22 protein-coding genes are annotated in these 25,743 nt (G+C 62.7%); 9 read left to right on the top strand and 13 right to left on the bottom strand.

Features of this window, described 5'->3' with window-relative positions; genetic code table 11:
- Nucleotides 1–281: 281 nt before the first annotated feature.
- Complete coding sequence (gene ettA / locus KCG88_RS29970; RefSeq protein ID WP_210713706.1) at nucleotides 282–1,946, bottom strand: energy-dependent translational throttle protein EttA; 1,665 nt, start codon at nucleotides 1,944–1,946, stop codon at nucleotides 282–284.
- 342 nt (nucleotides 1,947–2,288) lie between these two features.
- Between ettA and KCG88_RS29965 the strand changes: the two genes are divergently transcribed.
- The 5 genes from KCG88_RS29965 to KCG88_RS29945 all read left to right on the top strand — a co-directional run bounded on the left by KCG88_RS29965 (nucleotide 2,289) and on the right by KCG88_RS29945 (nucleotide 10,716).
- Nucleotides 2,289–6,077: a bifunctional diguanylate cyclase/phosphodiesterase gene (locus KCG88_RS29965; RefSeq protein ID WP_210713705.1), complete on the top strand. Its 3,789-nt coding sequence runs from the start codon at nucleotides 2,289–2,291 to the stop codon at nucleotides 6,075–6,077.
- 196 nt (nucleotides 6,078–6,273) lie between these two features.
- Nucleotides 6,274–7,527, top strand: coding sequence for a serine hydroxymethyltransferase (glyA, locus tag KCG88_RS29960; protein WP_210713704.1), 1,254 nt, complete (start codon nucleotides 6,274–6,276; stop codon nucleotides 7,525–7,527).
- A gap of 351 nt (nucleotides 7,528–7,878) precedes the next feature.
- Nucleotides 7,879–9,192, top strand: coding sequence for a C4-dicarboxylate transporter DctA (locus tag KCG88_RS29955; RefSeq protein ID WP_041119953.1), 1,314 nt, complete (start codon nucleotides 7,879–7,881; stop codon nucleotides 9,190–9,192).
- Between the two features lie 79 nt (nucleotides 9,193–9,271).
- Complete coding sequence (locus KCG88_RS29950; protein ID WP_011063573.1) at nucleotides 9,272–9,985, top strand: FadR/GntR family transcriptional regulator; 714 nt, start codon at nucleotides 9,272–9,274, stop codon at nucleotides 9,983–9,985.
- Between the two features lie 35 nt (nucleotides 9,986–10,020).
- Nucleotides 10,021–10,716: a GntR family transcriptional regulator gene (locus KCG88_RS29945; protein WP_210713703.1), complete on the top strand. Its 696-nt coding sequence runs from the start codon at nucleotides 10,021–10,023 to the stop codon at nucleotides 10,714–10,716.
- A gap of 6 nt (nucleotides 10,717–10,722) precedes the next feature.
- Here KCG88_RS29945 and yjiA read toward each other — a convergent pair whose 3' ends face one another.
- The 3 genes from yjiA to KCG88_RS29930 form a co-directional block, all read right to left on the bottom strand.
- Nucleotides 10,723–11,694, bottom strand: a complete 972-nt coding sequence (gene yjiA, locus KCG88_RS29940; protein ID WP_011063575.1) for a GTPase — start codon at nucleotides 11,692–11,694, stop codon at nucleotides 10,723–10,725.
- A 114-nt stretch (nucleotides 11,695–11,808) separates the two neighbouring features.
- Nucleotides 11,809–12,006 carry a YbdD/YjiX family protein gene (locus KCG88_RS29935; RefSeq protein ID WP_007937254.1) on the bottom strand — a complete coding sequence of 66 codons (198 nt, stop codon included), beginning with the start codon at nucleotides 12,004–12,006 and terminating at the stop codon, nucleotides 11,809–11,811.
- Nucleotides 12,007–12,022: 16 nt separating this feature from the next.
- Nucleotides 12,023–14,089: a carbon starvation CstA family protein gene (locus KCG88_RS29930; RefSeq protein WP_011063576.1), complete on the bottom strand. Its 2,067-nt coding sequence runs from the start codon at nucleotides 14,087–14,089 to the stop codon at nucleotides 12,023–12,025.
- A gap of 216 nt (nucleotides 14,090–14,305) precedes the next feature.
- On the opposite strand from KCG88_RS29930, the gene KCG88_RS29925 reads away from it, so the two are divergent.
- Together KCG88_RS29925 and KCG88_RS29920 are read left to right on the top strand one after the other, a co-directional pair.
- Entirely contained in the window at nucleotides 14,306–14,767 is a 462-nt protein-coding gene (locus tag KCG88_RS29925) for an isoprenylcysteine carboxylmethyltransferase family protein (protein ID WP_015637107.1), read from the top strand.
- Nucleotides 14,768–14,821: 54 nt separating this feature from the next.
- Complete coding sequence (locus KCG88_RS29920) at nucleotides 14,822–15,190, top strand: PilZ domain-containing protein (protein ID WP_047289346.1); 369 nt, start codon at nucleotides 14,822–14,824, stop codon at nucleotides 15,188–15,190.
- A gap of 7 nt (nucleotides 15,191–15,197) precedes the next feature.
- Here the strand turns inward: KCG88_RS29920 and KCG88_RS29915 are convergent, their stop codons facing one another.
- The 4 genes from KCG88_RS29915 to katB form a co-directional block, all read right to left on the bottom strand.
- Nucleotides 15,198–15,920, bottom strand: coding sequence for a hypothetical protein (locus KCG88_RS29915; RefSeq protein ID WP_246882886.1), 723 nt, complete (start codon nucleotides 15,918–15,920; stop codon nucleotides 15,198–15,200).
- A gap of 40 nt (nucleotides 15,921–15,960) precedes the next feature.
- Nucleotides 15,961–17,328: a DNA repair protein RadA gene (gene radA, locus KCG88_RS29910; protein ID WP_011063580.1), complete on the bottom strand. Its 1,368-nt coding sequence runs from the start codon at nucleotides 17,326–17,328 to the stop codon at nucleotides 15,961–15,963.
- Nucleotides 17,329–17,373: 45 nt separating this feature from the next.
- A complete protein-coding gene (locus KCG88_RS29905) occupies nucleotides 17,374–17,934 on the bottom strand; it encodes an ankyrin repeat domain-containing protein (protein WP_210713701.1) in 561 nt (186 codons plus the stop codon).
- Nucleotides 17,935–18,000: 66 nt separating this feature from the next.
- The gene (gene katB / locus KCG88_RS29900) at nucleotides 18,001–19,542 is read right to left on the bottom strand and encodes a catalase KatB (protein WP_210713700.1); all 1,542 of its coding nucleotides are present in this window, start codon (nucleotides 19,540–19,542) and stop codon (nucleotides 18,001–18,003) included.
- 287 nt (nucleotides 19,543–19,829) lie between these two features.
- On the opposite strand from katB, the gene mscL reads away from it, so the two are divergent.
- Nucleotides 19,830–20,243, top strand: coding sequence for a large-conductance mechanosensitive channel protein MscL (gene mscL / locus KCG88_RS29895; RefSeq protein ID WP_011063583.1), 414 nt, complete (start codon nucleotides 19,830–19,832; stop codon nucleotides 20,241–20,243).
- 47 nt (nucleotides 20,244–20,290) lie between these two features.
- Here the strand turns inward: mscL and KCG88_RS29890 are convergent, their stop codons facing one another.
- The gene (locus KCG88_RS29890; protein ID WP_210713699.1) at nucleotides 20,291–21,067 is read right to left on the bottom strand and encodes a ferredoxin--NADP reductase; all 777 of its coding nucleotides are present in this window, start codon (nucleotides 21,065–21,067) and stop codon (nucleotides 20,291–20,293) included.
- 214 nt (nucleotides 21,068–21,281) lie between these two features.
- On the opposite strand from KCG88_RS29890, the gene KCG88_RS29885 reads away from it, so the two are divergent.
- Complete coding sequence (locus tag KCG88_RS29885) at nucleotides 21,282–22,406, top strand: methyltransferase (protein WP_015637112.1); 1,125 nt, start codon at nucleotides 21,282–21,284, stop codon at nucleotides 22,404–22,406.
- Between the two features lie 96 nt (nucleotides 22,407–22,502).
- Here the strand turns inward: KCG88_RS29885 and KCG88_RS29880 are convergent, their stop codons facing one another.
- The 4 genes from KCG88_RS29880 to KCG88_RS29865 form a co-directional block, all read right to left on the bottom strand.
- Nucleotides 22,503–22,670 carry a DUF2474 domain-containing protein gene (locus KCG88_RS29880; protein WP_011063586.1) on the bottom strand — a complete coding sequence of 56 codons (168 nt, stop codon included), beginning with the start codon at nucleotides 22,668–22,670 and terminating at the stop codon, nucleotides 22,503–22,505.
- A gap of 112 nt (nucleotides 22,671–22,782) precedes the next feature.
- Entirely contained in the window at nucleotides 22,783–23,790 is a 1,008-nt protein-coding gene (gene cydB / locus KCG88_RS29875; protein WP_011063587.1) for a cytochrome d ubiquinol oxidase subunit II, read from the bottom strand.
- Nucleotides 23,791–23,793: 3 nt separating this feature from the next.
- Nucleotides 23,794–25,233: a cytochrome ubiquinol oxidase subunit I gene (locus tag KCG88_RS29870; RefSeq protein WP_011063588.1), complete on the bottom strand. Its 1,440-nt coding sequence runs from the start codon at nucleotides 25,231–25,233 to the stop codon at nucleotides 23,794–23,796.
- Nucleotides 25,221–25,604, bottom strand: coding sequence for a hypothetical protein (locus KCG88_RS29865; RefSeq protein ID WP_210713698.1), 384 nt, complete (start codon nucleotides 25,602–25,604; stop codon nucleotides 25,221–25,223). Before KCG88_RS29865 ends, KCG88_RS29870 begins: the two co-directional genes overlap by 13 nt.
- Nucleotides 25,605–25,743 lie beyond the last annotated feature (139 nt).

Below are 25,743 nucleotides of genomic sequence, written 5' to 3'. Positions count from 1 at the left end.
TCTCGGCAAATTTATTGTCGTTAAGAAGAGATTTGCCCGGGACTTTATCAATTCAATCCGCACCGCGACAGCGCAAAATGTCGCAGATATGAATTTAAATGGTGCAATAAATATAAATAGCCCGGTTCTACAGGTGTTTTACGCACCGAATTGGTGACAAAAATCGACTGCTTTGCACTCACTTTGAACGTTGAGCCACGCCCCCCAATCAACCACCCGGATTTCTGCCAGGCATAAAAAAACGGAGCCCGAAGGCCCCGTTTTCTCAAGCAGCTAAGCGATCAGGCCAGCTTCTTGTGCCGCACACGGTGCGGTTGCGCTGCGGCTTCGCCCAGGCGCTTCTTGCGATCGGCTTCGTACTCGGTGTAGTTGCCTTCGAAGAACACCGCTTGGGAGTCGTCTTCGTACGCCAGGATGTGAGTGGCCACCCGGTCCAGGAACCACCGGTCGTGGGAGATCACAATGGCGGCGCCCGGGAAGTCCAACAGGGCTTCTTCCAGGGAGCGCAGGGTTTCAACGTCGAGGTCGTTGGAAGGTTCGTCGAGCAGCAGGACGTTGCCACCCTCCTTCAGGGTCAGGGCCAGGTGCAGGCGGCCGCGCTCACCACCGGACAGGTCCTTGACGAACTTCTGCTGGTCGCCGCCCTTGAAGTTGAAACGACCGACGTAGGTACGCGACGGGATCTCGTAGTTGCCGATGCGGATCTGGTCGGAGCCGTCGGAGATCTGCTGGAACACGGTCTTGCTGCCGTCCAGGTCCTCACGGCTCTGATCCACGCAGGCAAGCTGCACGGTTTCACCGATCTCGATGCTGCCCGAATCCGGGGTTTCCTTGCCCATGAGCATGCGGAACAGGGTCGATTTACCGGCACCGTTACCGCCGATCACGCCGACAATGGCGCCCTTGGGCATGGAGAACGACAGGTTGTCGATCAGCACGCGATCGCCGTAGCCCTTGGTGACGTTCTTGAATTCGATGACCTTGTCACCCAGGCGCGGACCGGCCGGGATGTAGATCTCGTTGGTTTCGCTGCGCTTCTGGAATTCCTGGGACTGCATTTCCTCGAAACGTTGCAGACGAGCCTTGGATTTGGACTGGCGGGCCTTGGCACCTTTGCGCACCCACTCCAGCTCTTCCTTCATGGCCTTTTCATGGGCCGACTGCTGCTTGGATTCCTGGGCCAGTCGCTCGGACTTGGCTTCCAGCCAACCGGAGTAGTTGCCCTCGTAAGGAATACCCGCGCCGCGGTCGAGTTCCAGAATCCAGCCGGCAACGTTGTCCAGGAAGTAACGGTCGTGCGTGATCGCAACCACGGTGCCCGGGAAGTCGTGGAGGAAGTGCTCCAGCCAGGCGACGGAGTCGGCGTCCAGGTGGTTGGTGGGTTCGTCGAGCAGCAGCATGTCAGGGGCCGACAGCAGCAGGCGGCACAGGGCCACGCGACGCTTCTCGCCACCGGACAGGTGCTCGACCTTGGCGTCCCAGGCCGGCAGGCGCAAGGCGTCGGCGGCCACTTCCAACTGGCGCTCCAGGTTGTGGCCATCGCTGGCCTGCAGGATGGCTTCCAGCTTGGCCTGCTCGGCGGCCAGCTTGTCGAAGTCGGCATCCGGCTCGGCATAGGCGGCGTAGACCTCGTCCAGGCGAGCCTGGGCGTCCTTGATCACGCTGACCGCTTCCTCGACCACTTCACGCACGGTCTTGGCCGGGTCCAGCTGGGGTTCCTGGGGCAGGTAACCGATGTTCAGGTCCGGCATCGGGCGGGCTTCGCCCTCGAACTCGGTGTCGATGCCGGCCATAATCTTCAGCAGCGTGGACTTGCCCGAACCGTTGAGACCCAGCACGCCGATCTTGGCGCCCGGGAAAAAGGACAGGGAGATGTTTTTCAGGATTTCCCGCTTCGGCGGAACAACCTTGCCCAGCCGATGCATGGTGAAGACGTATTGAGCCATGGTGAACCTAGCGTCAGTGACAGATGAATAGAACGGGCCGGGCCCGGGCCAGGCCATGCGCTGCGCCGGCATTGACCATGATCAATACCGACGGGCGGAAAAAGCCTGATTGTCTGGAGCTGGAACGCTCCCGCGTAACCGGCAAAACTACCTCAATGCACGATCCAGGTCCAGCCAGGCGGGACTGGCACTTTGCCACAACTCAAGGCATGCTAGCCGCCCTTCGGGCGTCCGGCTTATAGTGCACGTCGCGCCAGCCCAGCCAAACCGCAGGATCACAGCTTGTTCAACGTCACTTCGCCAAAGCCCGCGCGCGCCGCTGCCCCCGGGCCGGCCTATCCTATGCGTGGCACACTCAAAGGCGCACTGGCGACGCTGGTGCTGTTGCTGCTGGCCCTGTTGTTCTGGCAGTTGCTCGATCAACTGCAACAGACCCGCCAGGACCAGCGTCAGCATGCCATCGACTACAGCGCCGACCTGGCCGACCACCTGAGCCTGAACCTGGCGCTCAACGCCCAGATCGCCCTCAATCTGCTGCCCATCATCGAGGCGCCGCAAGACAGCCAGCAGCAACAGCAACTGCTTCAGAAACTCCAGCGCTCACTGCCGGACGTTCGCAGCTTTGCCCTGCTGGACAGCAAGGGGCAGATCCTCAGCGATAGCGCCACCGACAGCCAGGACGCCCTGTGGCTCGCCGAACTGGTCCAGCGCAGCCGTGCCCAACGCTACTACTACAGCAACCCCGCCGATGGCTCGGTGGTGCATGTCCTGCTGCACCAGGCCAGCGGCGGGAGCCGCGGCTACTGGGTCCTGCGCCTGGCTCCGAGTTTTCTGCAGACCCTGGTGCGGCAAAGCGAGGAAGGCTTCAAGCCGACCTGGGTGATCGAGAACCGCCTCAGCCACCAGGTGATCAAGCGCGATGAGCGCAGTACTCCGACCCCAGGCATGCTGGATCCCGATGAAATGGCCAGCAGCGTGCTGCTGGTGCCCCTGAGCAACAGCGACTGGCAACTGCGCGGCCTGTTCGACCAGCGGGCCGTGCTCGAGGCGCTGCTGCCGGCCTTCATTGGCAAGTGCCTGCTGGGCCTGGCCTTCTCCCTGCTGCCGGTGATCGCCTTGCTGAACATGCGCCGGCGCCAGCGCCAACTGCACGAAGGCCGGCGGCGCTATCAGGACATTTTCGAAGGCACCGGCGTGGCCTTGTGCGTCATGGATATCTCCGGGCTTCCAGGGTTGCTCGACAAGCACAACCTACGCAACAGCGACCAACTCAAGCGCTGGCAGGCCTGCGACCCTGGCCACCGCCAGCAACTGCTCAGTGAAATGCGCATCACCGAGGTCAACCAGGTTGCCCTGCGCCTGCTCAACGTCGAATCCAGCGAGCAGGCCTGGCAACTGCTGATCGAAGGCAGCCCGAAGAACGGCAACGCCATCGGCAGCCAGTTGCTCGAAGCCGTGATCAACCAGCAGAAACAGCTGGAACTGGAGATCAAGCTCAGCGACGCCCAGGGCAACGACCAGCATCTGTGGCTGGTCCTGCGCCTGCCCGAGGCCATCGCGGACTACAGCGCGGTGATCCTCAGCATCAGCGACATCACCAGCCGCAAGCTGATCGAACTTTCACTGCTCGAGCGCGAAGGGTTCTGGTCGGACGTGGTGCGCACCGTGCCCGATCACCTGTACGTACAGGATGTGATCAGCCAGCGGATGATCTTCAGCAACCACCATCTGGGCCAGACCCTGGGCTACAACAAGACCGAGCTGCACCAGATGGGCGAATACTTCTGGGAAATCCTCCTGCACCCGGAAGACGCCGACCTGTACCACCGCCTGCGCCAGGAGCAGCGGCACTCGGCCTATGCCCAGCTGCTGCAATGCCAGTTGCGCTTCCGCCACCGCAGCGGCCAGTGGCGGCGCTTCGAAATCCGCGAGCAGGCCCTGGCCCGGGACCGCTACGACCAGGTGACGCGAATCATCGGCGTGGCCAAGGACATCACCGACCAGATCGAGGCCAGCGAGTCGCTGCGTGACAGCGAGCAGCGCTACCGCATGCTCGCCGAAAGCATCAGCGACGTGATCTTCTCCACCGATAGCCAGCTTTCGCTGAACTACGTCAGCCCCTCGGTGCATGCGGTGCTCGGCTACGACGTGGAGTGGATCTTCCAGAACGGCTGGCAGTCGACCATCGCCAACCCGCAGCAGTTGAGCGGCATCTATGCCCTCATGGACCGGGTCAGCAAGGCCCTGGACAAACCCGAGCAACTGGCGCAATTGCGCAGCCAGGTGCAGACCCAGCTGTTCCTGTTCGACTGCCTGCGGGCCGATGGCCGCAAGATCCCCATCGAACTGCGCCTGGTACTGGTGTGGGACGAGCATGGCGCCTTCGAGGGCGTGCTCGGGGTCGGCCGCGACATCAGCCAGCAGCGCCGAGCGGAAAAGGACCTGCGCATGGCGGCCACGGTATTCGAGCACTCGACCTCGGCGATCCTGATCACCGACCCCGCCGGCTATATCGTCCAGGCCAACGAGGCATTCAGCCGGGTCAGCGGCTACGCGGTGTCCCAGGTGCTCGACCAGTTGCCGAACATGCTCACCGTGGACGACCAGCAGGAAGCCCACCTGCGCTATGTACTCAAGCAACTGAACCAGCACAGCACCTGGGAAGGCGAAGTCTGGCTCAAGCGCCGCAATGGCGAGCACTACCCGGCGTGGGTCGGGATCACCGCAGTGCTCGACGATGAAGGCGACCTGGCCAGCTACGTGTGCTTCTTCAGCGACATCAGCGAACGCAAGGCCAGTGAACAGCGCATCCACCGCCTGGCCTACTACGATGCCCTGACCCACCTGCCCAACCGCACGCTGTTCCAGGACCGCCTGCACACCGCCCTGCAATCGGCAGAACGACAGAAGTCCTGGGTGGTGCTGATGTTCCTCGACCTGGACCGCTTCAAGCCGATCAACGACTCCCTGGGCCATGCCGCCGGCGATCGCATGCTCAAGGAAATGGCCACGCGCCTACTGGGCTGCGTCGATGACGACGACACCGTGGCACGCATGGGCGGCGACGAATTCACCCTGCTCCTGCAGCCGCGCTCAAGCCGGGAGATGGCCCTGAACCGGGCGATCCATGTGGCCGAGCAGATTCTCGCCAGCCTGGTCAAACCCTTCGTCCTCGAAGGCCGCGAGTTCTTTGTTACCGCCAGTATCGGCATCGCCCTGAGCCCCCAGGACGGCAACGAGCTGAGCCAGCTGATGAAGAACGCCGACACCGCGATGTACCACGCCAAGGAACGCGGCAAGAACAACTTCCAGTTCTACCAGGCGGACATGAACGCCAGCGCCCTGGAGCGCCTGGAACTGGAAAGCGACCTGCGCCACGCCCTGGAGCAGGAAGAATTCGTGCTTTATTACCAACCGCAGTTCAGCGGCGACGGCAAGCGCCTGACCGGCGCCGAGGCGCTGCTGCGCTGGCGCCACCCGCGCCGCGGCCTGGTACCGCCGGGGGACTTCATTCCGGTGCTCGAAGAACTGGGGCTGGTGGTGGATGTGGGCGACTGGGTGATCAGCGAAGCCTGCCGCCAGCTCAAGTCCTGGCACCAGGCCAAGGTGCGGGTGCCGAAAGTGTCGGTGAACATCTCCGCCCGGCAGTTCTCCGACGGCCAGCTGGGCATGCGCATCGCCACCATCCTCAAGGACACCGGCCTGCCACCGGCGTGCCTGGAGCTGGAACTGACCGAAAGTATCCTGATGCGCGAAGTCAGCGAGGCCATGCAGATTCTCGATGGCCTGAAGAACCTCGGCCTGAGCATCGCGGTGGACGACTTCGGCACCGGCTACTCATCGCTGAACTACCTCAAGCAGTTCCCCATCGACGTGCTGAAGATCGACCGCACCTTCGTCGACGGACTGCCGTCCGGCGAGCAGGATGCGCAGATCGCCCGCGCCATCATCGCCATGGCCCACAGCCTGAACCTGGCGGTGATCGCCGAAGGCGTGGAAACCCACGAACAGCTGGAGTTCCTGCGCGAACATGGCTGCGACGAGGTCCAGGGCTACCTGTTCGGCCGGCCGATGCCGGCCAACCGCTTCGAGGCGCAGTTCAGCAACGACGCCCTGTTCATGTTCGACTAACATCCCCTGCTTGCGTAATTGCCGGCTTGTCGACGAAGGCGGTCTCAGGGACCTCTTCGCTGGCAAGCCAGCTCCTGCACAAGCCCGTACCCAAGTGAAGGCCACTTGTCTGCGACATGATGTCCTTTCATATGCCATCTAAAACCCATTGGGTTAGAATGCCTCCCTTTTCTGCCCCCGATCCTTGAGGACCGCCATGTTCAGCCGTGATTTGACTATTGCCAAGTACGACGCCGATCTCTTTGCCGCCATGGAGCAAGAAGCTCAGCGCCAGGAAGAGCACATTGAGCTGATCGCTTCGGAAAACTACACCAGCCCAGCGGTGATGGAAGCTCAAGGCTCGGTACTGACCAACAAGTACGCCGAAGGTTACCCGGGCAAGCGTTACTACGGCGGCTGCGAATACGTCGACGTGGTTGAACAGCTGGCCATCGACCGCGCCAAGGAGCTGTTCGGCGCCGACTACGCCAACGTCCAGCCACACGCCGGCTCCCAGGCCAACGCCGCGGTCTACCTGGCCCTGCTGCAAGGTGGCGACACCATCCTGGGCATGAGCCTGGCCCACGGCGGTCACCTGACCCACGGTGCTGCCGTCTCCTCCTCCGGCAAGCTGTACAACGCTGTTCAATACGGCATCGACACCAACGGCCTGATCGACTACGACGAAGTCGAGCGCCTGGCCCTTGAGCACAAGCCGAAAATGATCGTGGCCGGTTTCTCTGCCTACTCGCAGATCCTCGACTTCCCGCGCTTTCGCGAAATCGCCGACAAGGTCGGTGCCTACCTGTTCGTCGACATGGCCCACGTGGCCGGTCTGGTCGCCGCTGGCGTCTACCCGAACCCGGTGCCATTCGCTGACGTCGTGACCACCACCACCCACAAGACCCTGCGCGGTCCACGTGGCGGCCTGATTCTGGCTCGCGCCAACGCCGACATCGAGAAGAAGCTGAACTCCGCCGTATTCCCTGGCGCCCAGGGCGGCCCACTGGAGCACGTGATCGCCGCCAAGGCCATCTGCTTCAAGGAAGCACTGCAGCCTGAGTTCAAGGCTTACCAGGAACAAGTGGTGAAGAACGCCCAGGCCATGGCCGAAGTGTTCATCGAGCGCGGTTTCGACGTGGTGTCCGGCGGTACCAAGAACCACCTGTTCCTGCTGTCGCTGATCAAGCAGGACATCTCCGGCAAGGACGCTGACGCCGCTCTGGGCAAAGCCTTCATCACCGTGAACAAGAACTCCGTGCCAAACGACCCACGCTCCCCGTTCGTCACCTCCGGCCTGCGCTTCGGTACTCCGGCCGTGACCACTCGTGGCTTCAAGGAAGCCGAGTGCAAGGAACTGGCCGGCTGGATCTGCGACATTCTGGCGGACCTTTCCAACGAAGCGGTGATCGACGCCGTGCGTGAGAAGGTCAAGGCCATCTGCAAGAAGCTGCCGGTATACGGCGCTTAATCAGCCCGCAGACCGCAACAGAAAAAGCCCGGCCCAGTGCCGGGCTTTTTTGTGCCCGCAGGGCCGTGGAGACAGGCGGTGAACAAAGCCTGCGAGGTCTTGCGAACGCAAGATACCCGGGCGGCGGGTCCGGCCGATCGCAGCCTGGGCAACGGCTACTGTGGCCTGGGGATGAAAACCACTGGTCAGACCGGTAAAGCCAATCTTCACCCTCCCCCTTGTAAACCCATAAAACCCGAGCGTAGACTGCGCCTGCACTGGACATACCGGTAAGACCACAATAATTAAGTCCTCCATCCGCTGCGCATCCCCCGCGCACGACAGACAGGACACCGACCAGGATTCTCCCCCATGCTCAGATGGTGCTCGCGTTCGATTTTCCTCCAGGTTGTCCTCGGACTGATGCTCGGCATCGTGTGCGGACTCACCCTCCCCGAATACTCCTCCCAGCTCAAACCCCTAGGCGATGGTTTCATCAAGCTGATCAAGATGCTGATCGGGCTGATCGTGTTCTGCGTGGTCGTCAGCGGCATCTCCGGTGCCGGCGACCTGAAGAAGGTCGGCCGCATCGGCCTCAAGTCGGTGATCTACTTCGAGATCCTGACCACCGTGGCCCTGGTGATCGGCCTGGTCATGGCCTTCAGCACCGGCATCGGCAGCGGCGCCAACATCCATCTGGAGCAACTGTCCACCGCGGACATGGGCGACATCGCCCAGCGTGGCCAGCACATGCACACCACCACTCAGTTCCTCATGGACCTGATTCCCACCTCGGTGATCGGTGCCTTCGCCGAGAACAACATCCTCCAGGTGCTGCTGTTCTCGGTGCTGTTCGGCAGCGCCCTTAACCTGGTGGGTGAAGCCGCCTCGGGCATCTCCCGGCTGATCAACGAACTGAGCCATGTGATCTTCCGCATCATGGGCATGATCGTGCGCCTGGCGCCCATCGGCGTGTTCGGTGCCATCGCCTTCACCACCAGCAAGTACGGCCTGGATTCGCTGCAGCACCTGGGCAGCCTGGTGGGGCTGTTCTACCTGACCTGCTTTGCCTTCGTCGCGGTGATCCTGGGCCTGGTGATGCGTTTGTCGGGCCTGCGCATGCTGCCCTTTCTCAAGTACCTGCGCGAAGAGTTGCTGATCGTACTAGGCACCGCTTCCTCCGACGCCGTGCTGCCGCAGATCATGCGCAAGCTGGAACACCTGGGGATCGGCAGTTCCACCGTAGGCCTGGTGATTCCCACCGGCTACTCGTTCAACCTCGACGGCTTCTCCATCTACCTGACCCTGGCCATCGTCTTCATTGCCAACGCCACCGGCACTCCGCTGTCCATGTCGGACCTTTTGACCATTCTTCTGGTGTCGCTGATCACCTCCAAGGGCGCCCACGGGATCCCCGGCTCGGCGCTGGTGATCCTGGCGGCAACCCTGACTGCAATCCCGGCGATTCCGGTGGTGGGCCTGGTGCTGGTGCTGGCGGTGGACTGGTTCATGGGCATTGGCCGCGCCTTGACCAACCTGATCGGCAACTGCGTGGCCACCGTCGCCATCGCCCGCTGGGAAAAGGACATCGACGTGCAGCGGGCCAACAAGGTGCTCAGCGGCCAGCAGGGCTATACCTTCCAGGCGCGAAAACCGGTGACTGGCGCACATCAGCAGGAATTCTGACCCGACCTTGTGCCTGTCATCGGCAGGCACAACACTCGGCGCGGCAACAGCGCGCTATTAATCGTTCATGGAGTCAACAGTGATCAGCTCGTCAACAGTGGTGAATTCAGTGGTAGAAAAGCTCCGGGCCGCCCTGGCCCGCGGCCAGTGGCGCTCCGGCGACATGCTGCCAGGGCAACGCGAATTGGCCGAGCAACTGGGCATCAGCCGCCCTAGCCTGCGCGAAGCGGTGATCGTCCTGGAGACCCTGGGCCTGGTGCGCTCCATGCCCGGCAAAGGCGTGGTGGTGCTGGACACGCCCCTGGACGAAGCGCAGAACAGCGACAGTGCAGTGGCCGGGGCCAGCCTCGAAGACGTGCTGCAACTGCGCTACACCCTGGAGCCCTTCATCGTCGGCCTGGTGGCGCAATCCATCAGCAGCAAGGAAGTCGGCCAGTTGCGCCTGACCCTGATGGACATGCGCGAAGCCCTTGAAGCCGGCGACAGCGAAGCCGGGGTCAACGCCTACATCGCCTTCCACGAGGAACTCTTCACCCTGACCAGCAACCCGATCTTCCAGAACGTGGTGCAACAGACCAGCAATGCCCTCAAGCAAAGCGCACAGATCCTGCGCAATTCACCGGAGCACCTGGCCGAACGCCTGGAAGAAAATGAGGCGGTAGTGCGGGCCATCCGCAACAAGAACAGCGCCCTGGCCAGCGCCGAGATGCGCCGGCACATCCTCCAGGAAGGCCAGCGCATGGGCATCGAACTGAATATCCCGGACGATCACCTGGGCAACAGCGCCCAGTAATCCCCCCGAGTCAGCAACCGGACTGGAGACAGGCCATGGTCAGCTACGCCCTGAAAAACAATCCCTTCACCCGGGTGGCCAGCCTGCCAAGGCGCCCTCGGGGCGAAAGGAAGCTGCTGGTGGATGATGTCTACCCGCAGATCTTCGACGCCATCCTCGAACAGCGCATCGCTCCCGGCAGCCGCTTCACCGAAGACAGCCTGGGGCAGGCCTTCGGCGTCAGCCGCAGCATAGTGCGCCAGGTCCTGGCGCGGCTGTCCCATCAGCAAGTGGTGATCCTGCGGCCCAATTACCGGCCCCAGGTGGCGGCGCCGGACCTGGAACAGACCCGGCAGATCCTGCATGCCCGGCGCCTGACGGAAATCACCCTGGTGCGCCTGGCCTGCCAGCAGCCTCGGCGCCAGTTGCAACCCTTGCACGAGTTGATCGCCCAGGAGCGCGAGGCCATTGCCCGCGACCAGCGCGGGCCGGCTATCCGCCTGTCCGGGGAATTCCATCTGCAACTGGCGGAAATCGCCGGCAACGGGCCTCTGGCACAGTTCCTCGGCAGCCTGGTGCCCCTGACCTCCCTGGCCATCGCCCAGTTCGAGGGCCAGGCCCGCAACTACTGCTCCTGGCAGGAACACTCGAAGATCATCGATGCACTACAGGAGGCCGATGCCGAAAAGGCCGAAACCCTGATGAACCAGCACCTGGCGCACCTGGAGCAGCGCCTGCTGGGCGGCCTGTAGCCGCCATCAGCCCGCGAGCATCCGCTCGAACCCCTGCCGGATCTTCTCTTCCGGCAGATCGTCGGCAATGAACACCATCACGCTCTCGCGCACTTCGCCTTCGGCCCATTCGCTGTCCCAATCGAAGCCATAGAGCTTGAGCACGCCCTGGAACACCATGCGCCGGGGCTCGTCGATAACGCTCAGCACACCTTTGTAGCGCAGCAGTTGCTTGCCGTGGTCTTCCAGCAGCTCATTCATGAATTCGCTCAGGCGATCCAGGTCCAGGGCTTGCTCGGTGCGCAGTACCAGGCTGGAAATACGGTCCACTGACGGCGCCTTGCTCACTGGCCGCAGGCTGAGACCGCCCCCCAGGTCGGCATTGAGATTGAACCCCCGCACATCCAGCAGCTCGGCCAGGTCGATCTGGCCGTGTTCCACCAGGCGGATCGGTGCCCGGCGGTTGATCCGGGTCAGGCGCTGGCAGAGGGCTTCGAAAGTCGCCTCGTCCACCAGGTCACGCTTGCTCACCAGCAGCCGGTCGGCAAAACCGATCTGCGCCTGGGCAATGGTCTGGGTCAGGTGGAACTCGGCGTGCTTGGCGTCCACCAGGGTGATGATGCCGTCGAGGATATAGCGTTCGCGCAGTTCCTCATCAATGAAGAAGGTCTGTGCCACCGGCGCCGGATCGGCCAGCCCGGTGCACTCGATCACCAGCCGGTCAAAGGCGATCTCGCCGCTGTCCAGACGCTCCAGCAACAGGTACAGGGCCTTGGTCAGGTCGGTGTGGATGGTGCAGCAGACACAACCGTTGGACAGGGTCATGACCTGTACCGGCTGCTCGCCCAGCAACTGGGTGTCGATGCCGGCGTCGCTGAATTCGTTCTCAATCACGGCGATTTTCAGGCCGTGCTCGGCCTTGAGCAGGTGGCGCAACAAAGTGGTCTTGCCGGCGCCGAGAAAACCGCTGAGCACGGTCACGGGAATAGGGTTGTGCAAAACAGGATCTCCCACGCATAAAAACGTAGAAGCCGGCTTGTCGGCGATGGCGTCCGAAGAACCGCTATCGCCGGCAAACCGGCTCCTACAGGGGTGTGGCTCAAACGCTGTGTTTCAACAGCACTTCGGACCGCCCTTGCCGCCGTATCGCGCCTCCTGGCGTTCCCGGAAGAACGCCTCGTACGACATCACCGGCTTGTCCGGGTGCTTGGTTTGCATATGCTCGACGTAGTTGTCGTAGTCGGGCATGCCGACCATCAGGCGCGCGGCCTGACCGAGGTATTTACCGAGGCGACTCAGGTCATTGAACATCGTTGCAATCCTCGAGTTACGCGTCCGGCACGGCCTGATAGGGCGATTCTTTATCCGTACGCTCCTTGCTGCCCCAGGCGGCGATGCCGACCTTGAGCGCGTAGAACAGGATGCTGAACACCACCAGCAGGAACAGGGCTGTCAGGGTCGCGTTGGTGTAGGCGTTGAAGATCACGTGCTGCATCTGCGTGATGTCCTTGGCCGGAGCGATGATCTGGCCGTTGGCCATTGCATCGCTGTATTTCTTCGCCAGCGACAGGAAGCCGATCGCCGGGTTGGCGTCGAACAGCTTGATGAAGCCTGCGGTGGTGGTGCAGATCAGCAGCCACACAGCCGGCAGCAGGGTGACCCAGATGTAGCGCTGGCGCTTCATCTTGATCAGCACCACGGTACCCAGCATCAGGGCGATACCGGCCAGCATCTGGTTGGAGATGCCGAACAGCGGCCACAGCGTGTTGATGCCGCCCAGAGGATCGATCACGCCCTGGTACAGCAGGTAGCCCCAGAGCGCCACGCAGCCTGCGGTGGCAATCAGGTTGGCGGTCCACGACTCGGTGCGTTTCAGCGCCGGAACGAAGGAGCCCAGCAGGTCCTGGAGCATGAAGCGCCCGGCACGGGTACCGGCGTCCACCGCGGTGAGGATGAACAGCGCTTCGAACAGGATCGCGAAGTGGTACCAGAACGCCATGGTGTTTTCACCCGGCAATACATGGTGGAGGATCTGCGCGATCCCCACCGCCAGGGTCGGCGCGCCGCCGGCACGGGCCAGGATGGTGTTTTCACCGATGTCCTTGGCCACCGCCTGCAGTTGGTCCGGGCTGATCGCAAAACCCCAGCTGCTGACAGTCTGGGCTACCGCCACCACGTCGCCGCCGACGATGGCCGCCGGACTGTTCATGGCGAAGTACACGCCCGGCTCGATCACCGAGGCCGCGACCATGGCCATGATCGCCACGAAGGACTCCATGAGCATGCCGCCGTAGCCGATGTAGCGGGCGTTGGCTTCGTTATCCAGCAGCTTGGGCGTGGTGCCCGAGGAGATCAGCGCATGGAAGCCGGAGACCGCCCCACAGGCGATGGTGATGAACAGGAAGGGGAACAGGCCGCCTTTCCACACCGGGCCGGTGCCGTCGGTGAACTGGGTCAGGGCCGGCATCTTCAGCTCGGGCATGGTGATCAGGATGCCGATCGCCAGAGCGATGATGGTGCCGATCTTGAGGAAGGTCGACAGGTAGTCCCGCGGTGCCAGAATCAGCCACACCGGCAGTACTGCCGCGACGAAACCGTAGCCGATCAGCATCCAGGTGATCTGCACGCCGGTGAAGGTGAACATCTTGCCCCACACCGGATCCGCCGCCACCTGACCACCCAGCCAGATGGAGCCGAGCAACAGCAGTACGCCGATCAGCGAGATCTCACCGATGCGGCCCGGGCGGATGTAGCGCATGTACACGCCCATGAACACCGCGATCGGGATGGTCGCCATCACCGTGAAGATGCCCCATGGGCTTTCGGCCAGGGCCTTGACCACGATCAGCGCCAGCACCGCGAGGATGATGATCATGATCAGGAAGCAACCGAACAGCGCGATGGTCCCCGGGATACGGCCCATCTCCTCACGGACCATATCGCCCAGGGAACGGCCGTTACGCCGGGTGGACAGGAACAGCACCATGAAGTCCTGCACCGCGCCGGCCAGGACCACCCCGGCAATCAGCCACAGAGTGCCGGGCAGGTAGCCCATCTGCGCCGCCAGCACCGGGCCCACCAGGGGGCCTGCGCCGGCAATGGCCGCGAAATGGTGGCCGAAGAGGATGTGCTTGTTGGTCGGCACGTAGTCCAGACCATCATTGTTGACCACGGCGGGCGTGGCCCGACCCGGGTCCAGCTGCATCACGTTGTTGGCAATGAACAGACTGTAATACCGGTACGCCACCAGATAGATGGCCACGGCGGCGACCACAATCCACAAGGCGTTGATCGCCTCGCCGCGACGCAATGCAACTACGCCAAGGGCGCAAGCTCCTACGATTGCCAGCAGCAGCCAAGGAACATGGCGCAACAGGCTATTATTATTTTTCATTTTTTTATTCCAGCCAGGAGGATAGAAAAACCGCGTTTCGAGTGTAGCGCTACTGCTCTTAAAGACCACCCCCCACGTTGGTCTAGAGCCTTCTTTTAACTTATGAGGGCGGTTTTTCTTGCTCCCGATCTGCCTGAGCGGCGCCCGCCAGGAAAAAACCGGAACCCTGGGCGCTTGCCCACAGTCGCACGCTTGAGCCCTGGTGCAGGAACCGCCATGTCAACGCCCCCCGAACAACCGCCATTGCCACCGCCACTCCTGTATTTACTGTGCCTGACCCTGGCGCTGTTTCTCAGCGGCTGGCTGCCCTTGCCGCTGCCGGTCAACAACGGCGTGCGCAGCCTGGCAGTGATCCTGATCGTCTTCGGGCAGGGCCTGTCGTTCTGGGCCATGTGGCGTTTCCGGCAACAGCGCACCACCTCCAGCAACTTCGACCAGCCCGACCAGTTGCTCCGCGATGGCCCCTTCGCCATCTCGCGCAACCCGATCAACCTGGGCGACACCCTGGGCTACTGCGCCATTGCCCTGCTGCTGGGCAACCTATGGCCGTGGCTATTGCTGCCGGGGCTGCTGTACCTGATGAACCGCACGGTGATCCGCCCGGACGAACGACAGCTGCTGGAGCTCTTTGGCCAGCCCTACCGTGACTACTGTCGCAAGGTCCGGCGCTGGTTGTAGTGACAGGCGCGAACCGGGGTCTATAGTTCAGGGCACCATGCAGAGGGCCAGCCCATGACCGAGCAACATGACGACCGCCGACGCTTCAAACGCATCGCCTTCGATGCCCGGACCGAACTCAGCCAAGGCACCCACCGCTGGCCGGTACGGCTGCTGGATCTTTCACTCAAGGGCCTGCTGATCGAGCGCCCCGATCCCTGGCTGGGCGACCCGACGCGCCCCTTCGAGGCCGACATTCACCTGAGCCCCGACGCCGATGTGCGCATGGACGTACAACTGGCCCATGACAATAAGGGCCAACTGGGCTTCGTTTGCCTGCACATCGGCCTGGACTCCATCGAGCACCTCAGGCGCCTGATCGAATTGAACCTGGGAGATCCCGAAGAGCTTGAGCGCGAGCTCAGGGCCTTGATCGATATCTGATGCCCCTTCAGGGAAACAGCGCGGGCTCGGGAAACTCGCTTTCCGTGTCCCAGTAACCCGCCTGCTGGCGCGTGGCGACAGTCCACTGGCCGTCGACATAACGGAAGGTGCGGTAGGTGGTGATGAACTCTTCGTTCTCCACCGATGAAGCGGACGACACCTGCTGGATGCTTTCCGTACCGCCACCAACGGACGGTACGATCTGCCAGGCCGCCTTGCCGGTCTGGGCAAACACCAGCGGCTGCTTCTCTGCGCCCTCCCCCTGGCACAGCACCGGGTCCAACTGACTCTGTTCCGGCATCAGCATTTGGGTGGCCGGGCCGCTGTAGCTGCCCATGGGAGCGGTCTGGTCGATGGTCAGGAAAAACGCGGGGGACGGCAGGCCGTTCAGCGGCGCCTTTTCCACGGTGGCCATCGGGTAGCCCAGGGACTTCTGCGCCAAAACCTCGCCGCTATCGGACACCAGGCGCGCCTGGGCCGCCAACGGCGCGCTCGGCTGATCCCCCTCCGGCTCGGCAAAGCTGTCGGCGTCCAGGCCATTGCCCCAGCTATCGGCATGCAACTGGGGGGTAATGCGCACATCCTCCAGCACCTCCAGCACCGAACCGTCACCCACCAGCACCTGCTGGGCAATCCGATAGCCTTCCGGTAACTCGGCCGGCTGCGCCAGGGCCAGGCTGCAATAGCCCAGCAACCCCCAACTCAACACCCGCCCCTTGAATCCGCTCATGCCCATATCACCTGCTTCCTTTCAAAAAAGACCAGCATGCTTACTCGAAAAGTGCATCCAGCGCCTGCTCCAGGCGGGTCACGGCAATGATCTTCAAGCCAGGCGGCGCCTCTTTCGGCGCGTTGCCCTTGGGCACGATAGCCCGCTTGAAGCCGTGCTTGGCCGCTTCCTTCAAGCGCTCCTGACCGCTGGGCACCGGGCGCACCTCACCCGACAGGCCGACTTCGCCAAACACCAGCAGGTCATGGGGCAACGGACGGTTGCGCAGGCTCGACATCACGGCGGCCATCAATGCCAGGTCGGAGGCGGTTTCCAGCACCTTGACCCCGCCCACCACGTTGAGGAACACATCCTGATCGTGGGTGGGGATGCCGCCATGGCGATGCAGCACCGCCAGCAGCATGGCCAGGCGGTTCTGGTCCAGGCCCAGGGTCACCCGGCGCGGGTTGGCCAGGTGGCTGTCATCCACCAGCGCCTGGACCTCCACCAGCATCGGCCGGGTGCCTTCCCAGGTGGCCATCACCACGCTGCCCGGAACCTCTTCCTGGGCACGAGTGAGGAAAATCGCCGAAGGATTGGAGACTTCCTTCAAGCCGCGGTCAGTCATGCCGAATACACCCAGCTCATTCACCGCACCGAAACGGTTCTTCACCGCCCGCAGCAAGCGCAGGCGCCCGTCGGATTCGCCTTCGAAATACAGCACGGTGTCCACCATGTGCTCCAGCACCCGCGGCCCGGCCAGGGCGCCTTCCTTGGTCACGTGGCCGACGAGGAAGATCGCCGTGCCGCTCTGCTTGGCGTAGCGCACCAGCAAGGCCGCGCTCTCGCGCACCTGGGACACGCCGCCCGGGGCCGACTGCAGTTGTTCGGTGAAAATCGTCTGGATCGAGTCGATCACCATGACCTTGGGTTTTTCCACCCGGGCCGTGGCAATGATGGTTTCGATGCAGGTCTCGGTCATCACCCGCAGTTGATCCTGGGGCAGGCCCAGGCGCCGGGCGCGCATCGCCACCTGCTGCTGGGATTCCTCACCAGTGACGTACAGCGCCGGCATGCGCGTGGCAATATTGCACAGGGTCTGCAGCAGGATGGTCGACTTGCCGATCCCCGGATCACCACCGATCAGCACCACCGAACCGTCCACCAGGCCGCCGCCCAGCACCCGGTCGAGTTCACCGGAAGCGGTGGAGAAACGCGGGATTTCCTCGACGCTGACTTCCGCCAGGGTCTTGATCTGCGCCTGCTGGCCGGCCCAGCCGGTGCGCCCGGCAGGTGCCGCTGCGCCGCCGCTTTCGATCATGGTCTCGGTCAGGGTGTTCCAGGCCCCGCACTCACCGCACTGCCCGGCCCATTTGGGAAAGGTGGAGCCGCACTCGGTGCAGCCGTACATGCGCTTGGCCTTGGCCATCTGAACCCCCGGCAAAAACCGCGATGATAGCTCAGCTGGCGCGGATCAGCGCGGTGCGGCGGTACGTATCTGCCCGCTGGCCAGGCGCGTGGCGCTATTGCCCAGGGGGTCCTCGGCATTCAGATCGGCGCCCTTGGCGGCCAGGGCATCAAGCAATTCGACCCGCTTGAACAACCCGGCGTACATGGCCGCAGTCTGCCCGGCGCCATTGCGCTGGTCGGGGCTGCAATCGGCGGCCAGCAGGCGCCGGGCGATCTGCACCTCGCCCTTGAATATCGCCCCCATCAAGGCCGTGTTGCCACGCTTGTCCTGGGCGCAGGCGTTGGCCCCAGCGGCCAGCAGGCGCTCCACCGCCGGGCCCTGGCCGTGATAGGCCGCGAGGATCAGCGCGGTGTAGCCCTTTTCATCCTGGGTATCGAGGGAATAGCCGGCCGCGATAAAGGTATCGAGCATTTCCACATCGCCACGGCGGGCGGCATCGAAATAGTAACTTTCCAGCTGGACCTTGACCGCCACCGGGTCGACGGCGACCGCTGCTTCGGCCGTGGGCTGCGCGTAGGCGGCAAACGTCCAGGCCACTGACAGCAGCGCAATAAAAAGACGCATGGCGCGACTCCTCTGTCGAAAAAAGACGTCACGCCCGGGCGGGCGTGACGGGTAAGGCTCGCTCGATCAGTCGCTCAACTTGGCCGCCAGGGCCTTGACTCGGGCCAGGTCGCCCTTGGCCACCTTAGTCACCCCGGTGCCGTATTCAGGGTCGGCCTTGTAAAGGAACGACAGCATGATGTGCTTGCTCTCATCATCGGTGGTGGCCAGGGAGCCGCCGAAGCTGTCGATCAGGTCCTGGCGTTCCTTCTTGCTGAAGGAGCGGTACAGGTCACCGGCCTGCTTGAAGTTCTGCTCGCGCTGGATCTTCGCCTGCTGGGTGCTGCCCGCCAGCGCCATCTGGCTGTAGCGCGCGGTCTGCGGCTCTTCGCGCGGCATCAGGCGGCTTGGCTGGTAGTTGACCCCGGTACTGCTGTGGCCCAGGTTCATCGCGCCGTCCTGGTTGCCGTTGTTCACCGGGTTCTTCGGCGCGTTGATCGGCAGTTGCAGGGCATTGGCGCCGATGCGGTACATCTGGGTATCGGCATAGGAGAACACCCGGCCTTGCAGCAGGCGGTCTTCCGACGGTTCGATGCCTGGCACCAGATTGGCCGGTGCCATGGCCACTTGCTCGGTTTCCTGGAAGACGTTGGCCGGATTGCGGTTCAACACCATCTGCCCGACTTTGCGCTCGGGCACACCGGGCCAGATCTTGGTAGCGTCCAGGGGGTCGAAATCAAACTTGGCCAGGTCTTCGGGTTTCAATACCTGGACATACAAGTCCCACTTGGGAAAGTCCCCTTTATTAATGTGGGTTACCAAGTCATTAGTCATGTGGCTGTAATCGCGACCCTGTACCTCCACCACTTGTTTCGGGTCGAGATTCTTCAGACCTTGCAGGCTCTTCCAGTGGAACTTCACGTAGTGCACTTCGCCCTTGGCGTTGATCAACTTGTAGGCATGCACGCCATTACCGTCCATTTCCCGGTAACTGGCCGGAGTACCGGAGTTGGAATACAGCTCGGTCAAAGTACGGGTGGCTTCGGGAACATGGGAGAAGAAGTCGAAACGCCGCGAGTCATCGTCGAGATTGGTACGCGGATCGGGTTTGAACGCATGCACCATGTCCGGGAACTTGATGGCATCACGAATGAAGAAGGTCGGGAAGTTGTTGCCCACCAGGTCCCAGTTACCGTCTGCGGTATAGAACTTGGTGGCGAACCCCCGTGGATCGCGCAAGGTTTCCGGGGAGTGGTTGCCATGCACCACCGCCGAGAAACGCACGAATACCGGGGTCACTTCGCCGGCGGCAAACACCTTGGCACGGGTCAGGTCCGTGAGGTTGTCGGTTACCGTGAAAGTACCGTGGGCACCCGTGCCACGGGCATGCACCACACGCTCTGGAATGCGCTCGCGGTCGAACCGCTGGAGTTTCTGAATCAACTGCACGTCTTGCAACAGCACCGGGCCGGTGGCGCCCGCCGTCTGCGAATTCTGGTTGTCGCCCACTGCCGCACCGTTGTCGCGGGTCAGCGTGGCGGCCTGTACGGAAAGGGAGAGCATACTGGCGGCAAGCACGCCCAGTATGCGTCGCTGGGAAAGACTCCCAAGGCCAAGAGAAGCGGTCATGTTGTATTCCTCTAGTTATATAAGGCGCATCTCGATGCGCCTGCTAGAGGCTAGTGACTAAATATTTGAAAGATAAATAGAAAGGCCGTAACCGCTCGATTGACAGAATGTACTGGTTATATCCTGGGGCGCGGGGTATATCGCGCGCGATTTGATGGCACTTTGAATAAACTATTTGCCTCTTTATCGGTCGATAACCCCGCGAGCTGTAAAAAGTTGTTTCGGCAAAATGCTTTTTGCTGAATTACACTGCCGTAACCAACCTCATCTGTAGCAAGGAATAACCTATGGGCGTGCTAAGTGAATTCAAGGCCTTCGCGGTCAAAGGTAATGTGGTCGATATGGCCGTCGGTATTATCATCGGCGCCGCGTTCGGCAAGATCGTCTCGTCCTTTGTTGGCGACGTGGTCATGCCGCCAATCGGCCTGCTGATCGGTGGGGTGAACTTCGGGGATCTGGCGGTCACGCTCAAGGCGGCTGCGGGCGATACGCCGGCAGTGGTCTTGGCGTACGGCAAGTTCATCCAGAGCATCATCGACTTCGTGATCATTGCCTTCGCCATCTTCATGGGGGTCAAGGTGATCAACCGTCTCAAGCGCGAAGAGGCCGTGGCCCCGACGCTGCCGCCGGTGCCAACCAAGGAAGAAGAGCTGCTGGGGGAGATCCGCGATCTGCTCAAGGCTCAGAACAACAAGCCCTGAGGCTGATGCCGCGATACGACAACGGCGCCCTGATGGCGCCGTTTTCATTACCAGTAGTTTTCCACCGCCACCTGCCCCGGCCGCCGGGTCAGGCTCAGGCTCATGCCCCGCTGCTTGAGCAGGGCGCGGGTGTCATCGATCATCTGCGGGTTGCCGCAGAGCATCACCCGGGAGTGCTCGGGGCTCAGCTCCACGCCGGCGGCACGCTCCAGCTCACCGTTCTCGATCAACTGGGTGATGCGCCCGTTGAGGCTGCCCGGATGCTGCTCGCGGGTCACGGTGCTGATGAATTGCAGCTTGTGGGCCACTTCCGCCAGGTACTCACGTTGCGGCAGCTCGGCCAGTAGCTGCTGATAGGCCAGCTCCTTGGCCTCGCGCACGCTGTAGACCAGGATGATGCGTTCGAATTTTTCCCACACCTCGAAGTCCTGGAGGATCGACAGGAACGGCGCAATCCCGGTGCCGGTGGATAGCAACCAGAGGTCGCGACCATCGACGAAACGGTCCAGGGTCAGGTAGCCAAAGGCCTGGCGATCCACCACCAGGCTGTCCCCCACTTCCAGGCGGCTCAGCTCGCTGGTGAACTCGCCACCGGGCACCACGATGGAAAAGAACTCGAGAAACTCATCGAACGGCGACGACACCATGGAATAGGCGCGCCACACCGTACTGCCGTCGGCCTTGGTCACCCCGAGGCGAGCGAACTGCCCGGCACGAAAGCGAAAACCCGCATCCCGGGTGGTGCGCAGGGTGAACAGGCTGGAGGTCAGGGGCTGGACCTCGAGCAAGGTCTGGCGGGTGTACTTTTCTTCACTGGCAGTCATGACAGGCTCCACAAAACCGATGCACTAGTGTCCCGCAAAGCGCCGTGCAGAAACACCGGCGGTTTGTAGTGGCATAGAGCGCGGGCAATCAGCGACAAAAAAACGTACCATTTAGCCCCGCTTCGAACAGCCCGCACCGCCGTTGTCCGAGGGTTCCCGTGCGCTCGACAACCCCCACCGCCGGGACATTCACCGATTACCTAGAGTCCGCCCCATGCCCCTGCTTGCAAGCCCCTTCGCCCAGCTCGACCTGATCCGCCAGCCCGAACAGCAGAACGAGCCGCTGCAAGCCTTCGACGCGGCGGACGAATACCTGCTCAATCACCTGGCCGAACAGCAACCGGCCAGCGACACCCGGGTGCTGGTGCTCAACGACAGCTTCGGCGCCCTGGCCGCGAGCCTGCTGGGCAAGGTCCAGGTCAGCAGCAGTGGCGACTCCTACCTGGGCGCCCTGGCCCTGGAAAAGAACCTGGTGCGCAACGGCCTGCCCTTCGACGCCGTGCGCGTGGTGCCGGCCAGCGAGCCCCTGGCCGGCCCTTTCGACCGGGTACTGATCCGCGTCCCCAAGACCCTGGCCCTGCTGGAAGAGCAACTGATCCGCCTGCAAGGGCAACTGGCCCCCGGCGCCCAGGTAGTGGCGGCGGCGATGGTCAAGCACCTGCCCCGCGCCGCCGGTGATTTGCTGGAGCGCTACATCGGCCCGGTCCAGGCCTCGCTGGCGGTGAAAAAGGCTCGGCTGCTGATTGCCACGCCGCAAGACAAGCAGCCCGTCGTGTCACCCTACCCGACCCGCTATCGCCTGGAGCAGCCGGCCATCGAGCTGCTCAACCACGCCAACGTGTTCTGCCGCGAAGGCCTGGACATCGGCACCCGCGCCTTCCTCCCGCACCTGCCGCAGAACCTCGGCAGCGCCCGGGTCGCGGACCTGGGCTGCGGCAACGGCGTACTGGCCATTGCCAGCGCCCTGGACAACCCCCAGGCCCATTACACCCTGGTGGACGAATCCTTCATGGCGGTGCAATCGGCCCGGGAGAACTGGCAGGCCGTGCTGGGCGAGCGCGAAGCCCAAATGCGAGCCGGCGACGGCCTGGCCGGCCAGGCAGCGCAATCCCTGGAGGTGGTGCTGTGCAACCCGCCGTTCCACCAGCAGCAGGTGGTGGGCGACTTCCTTGCCTGGCGCATGTTCCAGCAGGCCCGGGAGGCCCTGGTGGTAGGGGGCGCGCTGTACATCGTCGGCAACCGCCACCTGGGCTACCACAGCAAGCTGGCGCGGCTGTTCCGCGGCGTCGAGCAAGTGGCGGCAACCCCCAAGTTCGTCATCCTCAAGGCCCGCAAGTAAGGGCTCGCCAGAACACAGCGGCCTTTTCGACAGGCAAAAAAAACCCTCCACCTAGGGAGGGTTGAAACCGTGCCGCAAGGCAACGGGATGGGATGATCAGTGGGTGGTCAGGCCTGCGGCATTCATAAACATGCGCATCAGGCTGGCGACCACGAACAGGGCCAGGACACTGCCGCCCCAGATCATTACCAGCCAACCCAGGCGCTGCCACAGCGGCTTCTTTTCCGCCTGTTCGATTTCCTGCAAAGAGTGTTTACCGCTCATGACCTCAACTCCTGCCTAAGCCGAATTCCCGTAGGAGCTGGCGTGCCAGCGAAAGCGACTGCAAGCTCGGCGCAAGGCGCGAAGGCCTCTTCGCCGGCAAGCCGGCTCCTACCTAGTGGTAACCGTCTTCGTGGGTGACCTTGCCGCGGAACACGTAGTAGCTCCAGAAGGTGTAACCCAGGATGAACGGGATGATGAACAAGGTGCCCACCAGCATGAAGCCCTGGCTCTGCGGCGGCGCGGCGGCGTCCCAGATGGAGATCGACGGTGGCACTATGTTCGGCCACAGGCTGATGCCCAGGCCGCTGTAGCCGAGGAAGATCAGCACCAGGGTCAGCAGGAACGGCGTGTAGTGGGCGTTGCGGGCCACGGCGCGCAGCAGGCCGTACATGGTCACCAGCACCAGGATCGGCACCGGCAGGAACCAGAACAGGTTCGGCAGGGTGAACCAGCGCGCGGCAATCTCGGCGTGGGCCAGGGGCGTCCAGATACTGACAACGCCGATCACCGCCAGCACCACGTAGGCCAGGGGCCGCGCCAGGTCATGCATCTGCAGTTGCAGCTTGCCTTCGGTCTTCATGATCAGCCAGGTGCAACCGAGCAAGGCATAGGCCACCACCAGCGCCAGGCCGCAGAACAGGGTGAAGGGGGTCAGCCAGTCCAGGGAACCGCCGGCGAACTGGCGGTTGACCACCGGCAGGCCATCGATGAATGCCCCCAGGGCCACGCCCTGGAAGAAGGTTGCCGCCACCGAGCCTCCGATGAAGGCCTTGTCCCAGATGTGGCGCTTGTCTTCCTTGGCCTTGAAGCGGAACTCGAAGGCCACGCCGCGGAAGATCAGGCCCACCAGCATCAGGATCAGCGGCAGGTAGAGTGCCGAGAGCACCACCGAGTAGGCCAGCGGGAAGGCGCCGAACAACGCCGCGCCCCCCAGTACCAGCCAGGTTTCGTTGCCGTCCCAGACAGGCGCGACGGTGTTCATCATTACGTCACGGTCGCGGTCGTCCTTGACGAACGGGAAGAGAATCCCAATCCCCAGGTCGAAGCCGTCCATGACCACGTACATCATGATGCCGAAGATGATAATCACGGCCCAGAGCAGCGGAAGATCAATACCCATGACTCAGTTCCCCTTGTTCAGGCGGGTGCCGTGGTCGGCGTCGTGGTCATCGTCGGCTGCGGACAGCGGACGGGCCGGGGTGCGTTTCTGGCCGGGGCCACCGTGGCTGGTTTCGGCACCTTCGTTGGTAACCGGACCTTTGCGCACCAGGCGCATCATGTAGCCGATACCCACGCCGAACAGCGAGAAGTACACCACCACGAACAGCGCCAGGGTGATGCTCATCTGCACAAAGCTGTGGCCGGAAGAGGCATCCGCCGTGCGCATCAGGCCATAGACCACCCACGGCTGGCGGCCGATCTCGGTGGTGAACCAGCCGGCCAGGATCGCGATCAGCCCGGATGGGCCCATCCACAACGCCAGGTACAGGAACGGGCGCGAGGTATAGAGGGTGTCGCGCTTGCGCAGCCAGAGGCTCCACAGGCCGGTGAAGATCATCAGCATGCCCAGGCCGACCATGATCCGGAACGACCAGAAGACGATGGTCGAGTTGGGCCGGTCCTCGGGCGGGAACTCCTTGAGCGCCGGCACCTGCTTGTCCAGCGAGTGGGTGAGGATCAGGCTGCCCAGGTAAGGGATTTCCACCGCGAAGCGGGTTTTCTCGGCCTTCATGTCCGGCCAGCCGAAAAGGATCAGCGGGGTCGGCTCGTTGCCGACGTTTTCCCAGTGGCCTTCGATGGCGGCGATTTTCGCCGGCTGGTGCTTGAGGGTGTTGAGGCCATGGAAGTCGCCGATCACCGCCTGCACCGGCGCCACGATCAGGGCCATCCACATGGCCATCGACAGCATGCGACGAATGGCCGGGTTGTCGCGCCCGCGCAGCAAGTGCCAGGCTGCGGACGAACCGACGAAGAACGCCGTGGCGACGAACGCCGCTACAGCCATGTGCGCCAGGCGATAGGGGAATGACGGGTTGAAGATCACCGCCAGCCAATCCACCGGGATCACCTGGCCATTGACGATTTCATAGCCTTGCGGGGTCTGCATCCAGCTGTTGGACGAGAGGATCCAGAACGTCGAGATCAGGGTGCCGATGGCCACCATCACCGTGGAGAAGAAGTGCAGCTTGCGCCCGACCTTGTTCCAGCCGAACAGCATCACCCCGAGGAAACCGGCTTCCAGGAAGAAGGCCGTGAGCACTTCATAGGTGAGCAAGGGGCCGGTGACGGACCCGGCAAAGTCCGAGAAGCGGCTCCAGTTGGTGCCGAACTGGTAGGCCATCACCAGGCCGGAGACCACGCCCATGCCGAAGTTGACGGCAAAGATCTTCGACCAGAAATGGTAGAGATCGCGGTAGGTGTCGTCGCGGGTCTTCAGCCAGAGGCCTTCGAGCACCGCCAGGTAGCTCGCCAGGCCGATGGTGATCGCCGGGAACAGGATGTGGAACGAGATGGTGAACGCGAACTGAATTCGGGCGAGATCAAGAGCCTCTAAACCGAACATAAGCTTTCCTCTATCAGGTAATACCGGCTGCCGGCCAGAGGCCTGCACCCACTGCCCCCACGGATATGGAGTGCGGCGAATTCGGATTCGTTCTTTTTTAAACCATCGCTACGCAGGGAGTCTGGCACTTGGGCCACCACATCAGCCTTTGCAAAAAGGTTTTGATCTGGATCAAGCAACGTTGAAAGAGTAGTCCTAATTTCGCCATGCAACTCTGTGGTTATTTGCCGCGTGACAGCTTGCCTCACCCTCTCAAGCCCGGGGTTTTCCCGGCTTTTTCCCACACAAAACGCCTGTAGCCGCTGCTGAGCTGCAAAAAGGCCCGCAGGGCCTTGGCTGGTGATTTCCCGTCGAGCCTGCGGCGCATTCAAGATCCTGGCGTCTCCTTCGGAGCCGTTCGCAGCCTGCGGCAGCGGCTACAGGGTTCGCGACCAGGTGTTCGAGCGAAAACAAGATAGATGCGCGGCTAACGAATTTTCCCCGGGCCGCAACTATTGGTTACACCTTGGT

This window comes from Pseudomonas sp. MWU349 (genome assembly GCF_017947325.1).
GTDB classification, from domain to species: domain Bacteria; phylum Pseudomonadota; class Gammaproteobacteria; order Pseudomonadales; family Pseudomonadaceae; genus Aquipseudomonas; species Aquipseudomonas protegens.
This window is presented reverse-complemented; position numbering and strand designations above follow the sequence as displayed.

What these genes read in the sequence shown, in the direction of transcription:
- glyA (WP_210713704.1), top strand. Translation starts at nt 6,274, where the DNA reads ATGTTCAGCCGTGATTTGACTATTGCCAAGTACGACGCCGATCTCTTT.
- KCG88_RS29870 (WP_011063588.1), bottom strand. Translation starts at nt 25,233, where the DNA reads ATGTTCGGTTTAGAGGCTCTTGATCTCGCCCGAATTCAGTTCGCGTTC.
- KCG88_RS29935 (WP_007937254.1), bottom strand. Translation starts at nt 12,006, where the DNA reads ATGTTCAATGACCTGAGTCGCCTCGGTAAATACCTCGGTCAGGCCGCG.
- KCG88_RS29955 (WP_041119953.1), top strand. Translation starts at nt 7,879, where the DNA reads ATGCTCAGATGGTGCTCGCGTTCGATTTTCCTCCAGGTTGTCCTCGGA.
- KCG88_RS29890 (WP_210713699.1), bottom strand. Translation starts at nt 21,067, where the DNA reads ATGACTGCCAGTGAAGAAAAGTACACCCGCCAGACCTTGCTCGAGGTC.
- KCG88_RS29915 (WP_246882886.1), bottom strand. Translation starts at nt 15,920, where the DNA reads ATGAGCGGATTCAAGGGGCGGGTGTTGAGTTGGGGGTTGCTGGGCTAT.
- KCG88_RS29905 (WP_210713701.1), bottom strand. Translation starts at nt 17,934, where the DNA reads ATGCGTCTTTTTATTGCGCTGCTGTCAGTGGCCTGGACGTTTGCCGCC.
- katB (WP_210713700.1), bottom strand. Translation starts at nt 19,542, where the DNA reads ATGACCGCTTCTCTTGGCCTTGGGAGTCTTTCCCAGCGACGCATACTG.
- KCG88_RS29920 (WP_047289346.1), top strand. Translation starts at nt 14,822, where the DNA reads ATGACCGAGCAACATGACGACCGCCGACGCTTCAAACGCATCGCCTTC.
- mscL (WP_011063583.1), top strand. Translation starts at nt 19,830, where the DNA reads ATGGGCGTGCTAAGTGAATTCAAGGCCTTCGCGGTCAAAGGTAATGTG.
- cydB (WP_011063587.1), bottom strand. Translation starts at nt 23,790, where the DNA reads ATGGGTATTGATCTTCCGCTGCTCTGGGCCGTGATTATCATCTTCGGC.
- KCG88_RS29880 (WP_011063586.1), bottom strand. Translation starts at nt 22,670, where the DNA reads ATGAGCGGTAAACACTCTTTGCAGGAAATCGAACAGGCGGAAAAGAAG.
- KCG88_RS29930 (WP_011063576.1), bottom strand. Translation starts at nt 14,089, where the DNA reads ATGAAAAATAATAATAGCCTGTTGCGCCATGTTCCTTGGCTGCTGCTG.
- KCG88_RS29925 (WP_015637107.1), top strand. Translation starts at nt 14,306, where the DNA reads ATGTCAACGCCCCCCGAACAACCGCCATTGCCACCGCCACTCCTGTAT.
- radA (WP_011063580.1), bottom strand. Translation starts at nt 17,328, where the DNA reads ATGGCCAAGGCCAAGCGCATGTACGGCTGCACCGAGTGCGGCTCCACC.
- KCG88_RS29965 (WP_210713705.1), top strand. Translation starts at nt 2,289, where the DNA reads ATGCGTGGCACACTCAAAGGCGCACTGGCGACGCTGGTGCTGTTGCTG.
- KCG88_RS29945 (WP_210713703.1), top strand. Translation starts at nt 10,021, where the DNA reads ATGGTCAGCTACGCCCTGAAAAACAATCCCTTCACCCGGGTGGCCAGC.
- ettA (WP_210713706.1), bottom strand. Translation starts at nt 1,946, where the DNA reads ATGGCTCAATACGTCTTCACCATGCATCGGCTGGGCAAGGTTGTTCCG.
- KCG88_RS29885 (WP_015637112.1), top strand. Translation starts at nt 21,282, where the DNA reads ATGCCCCTGCTTGCAAGCCCCTTCGCCCAGCTCGACCTGATCCGCCAG.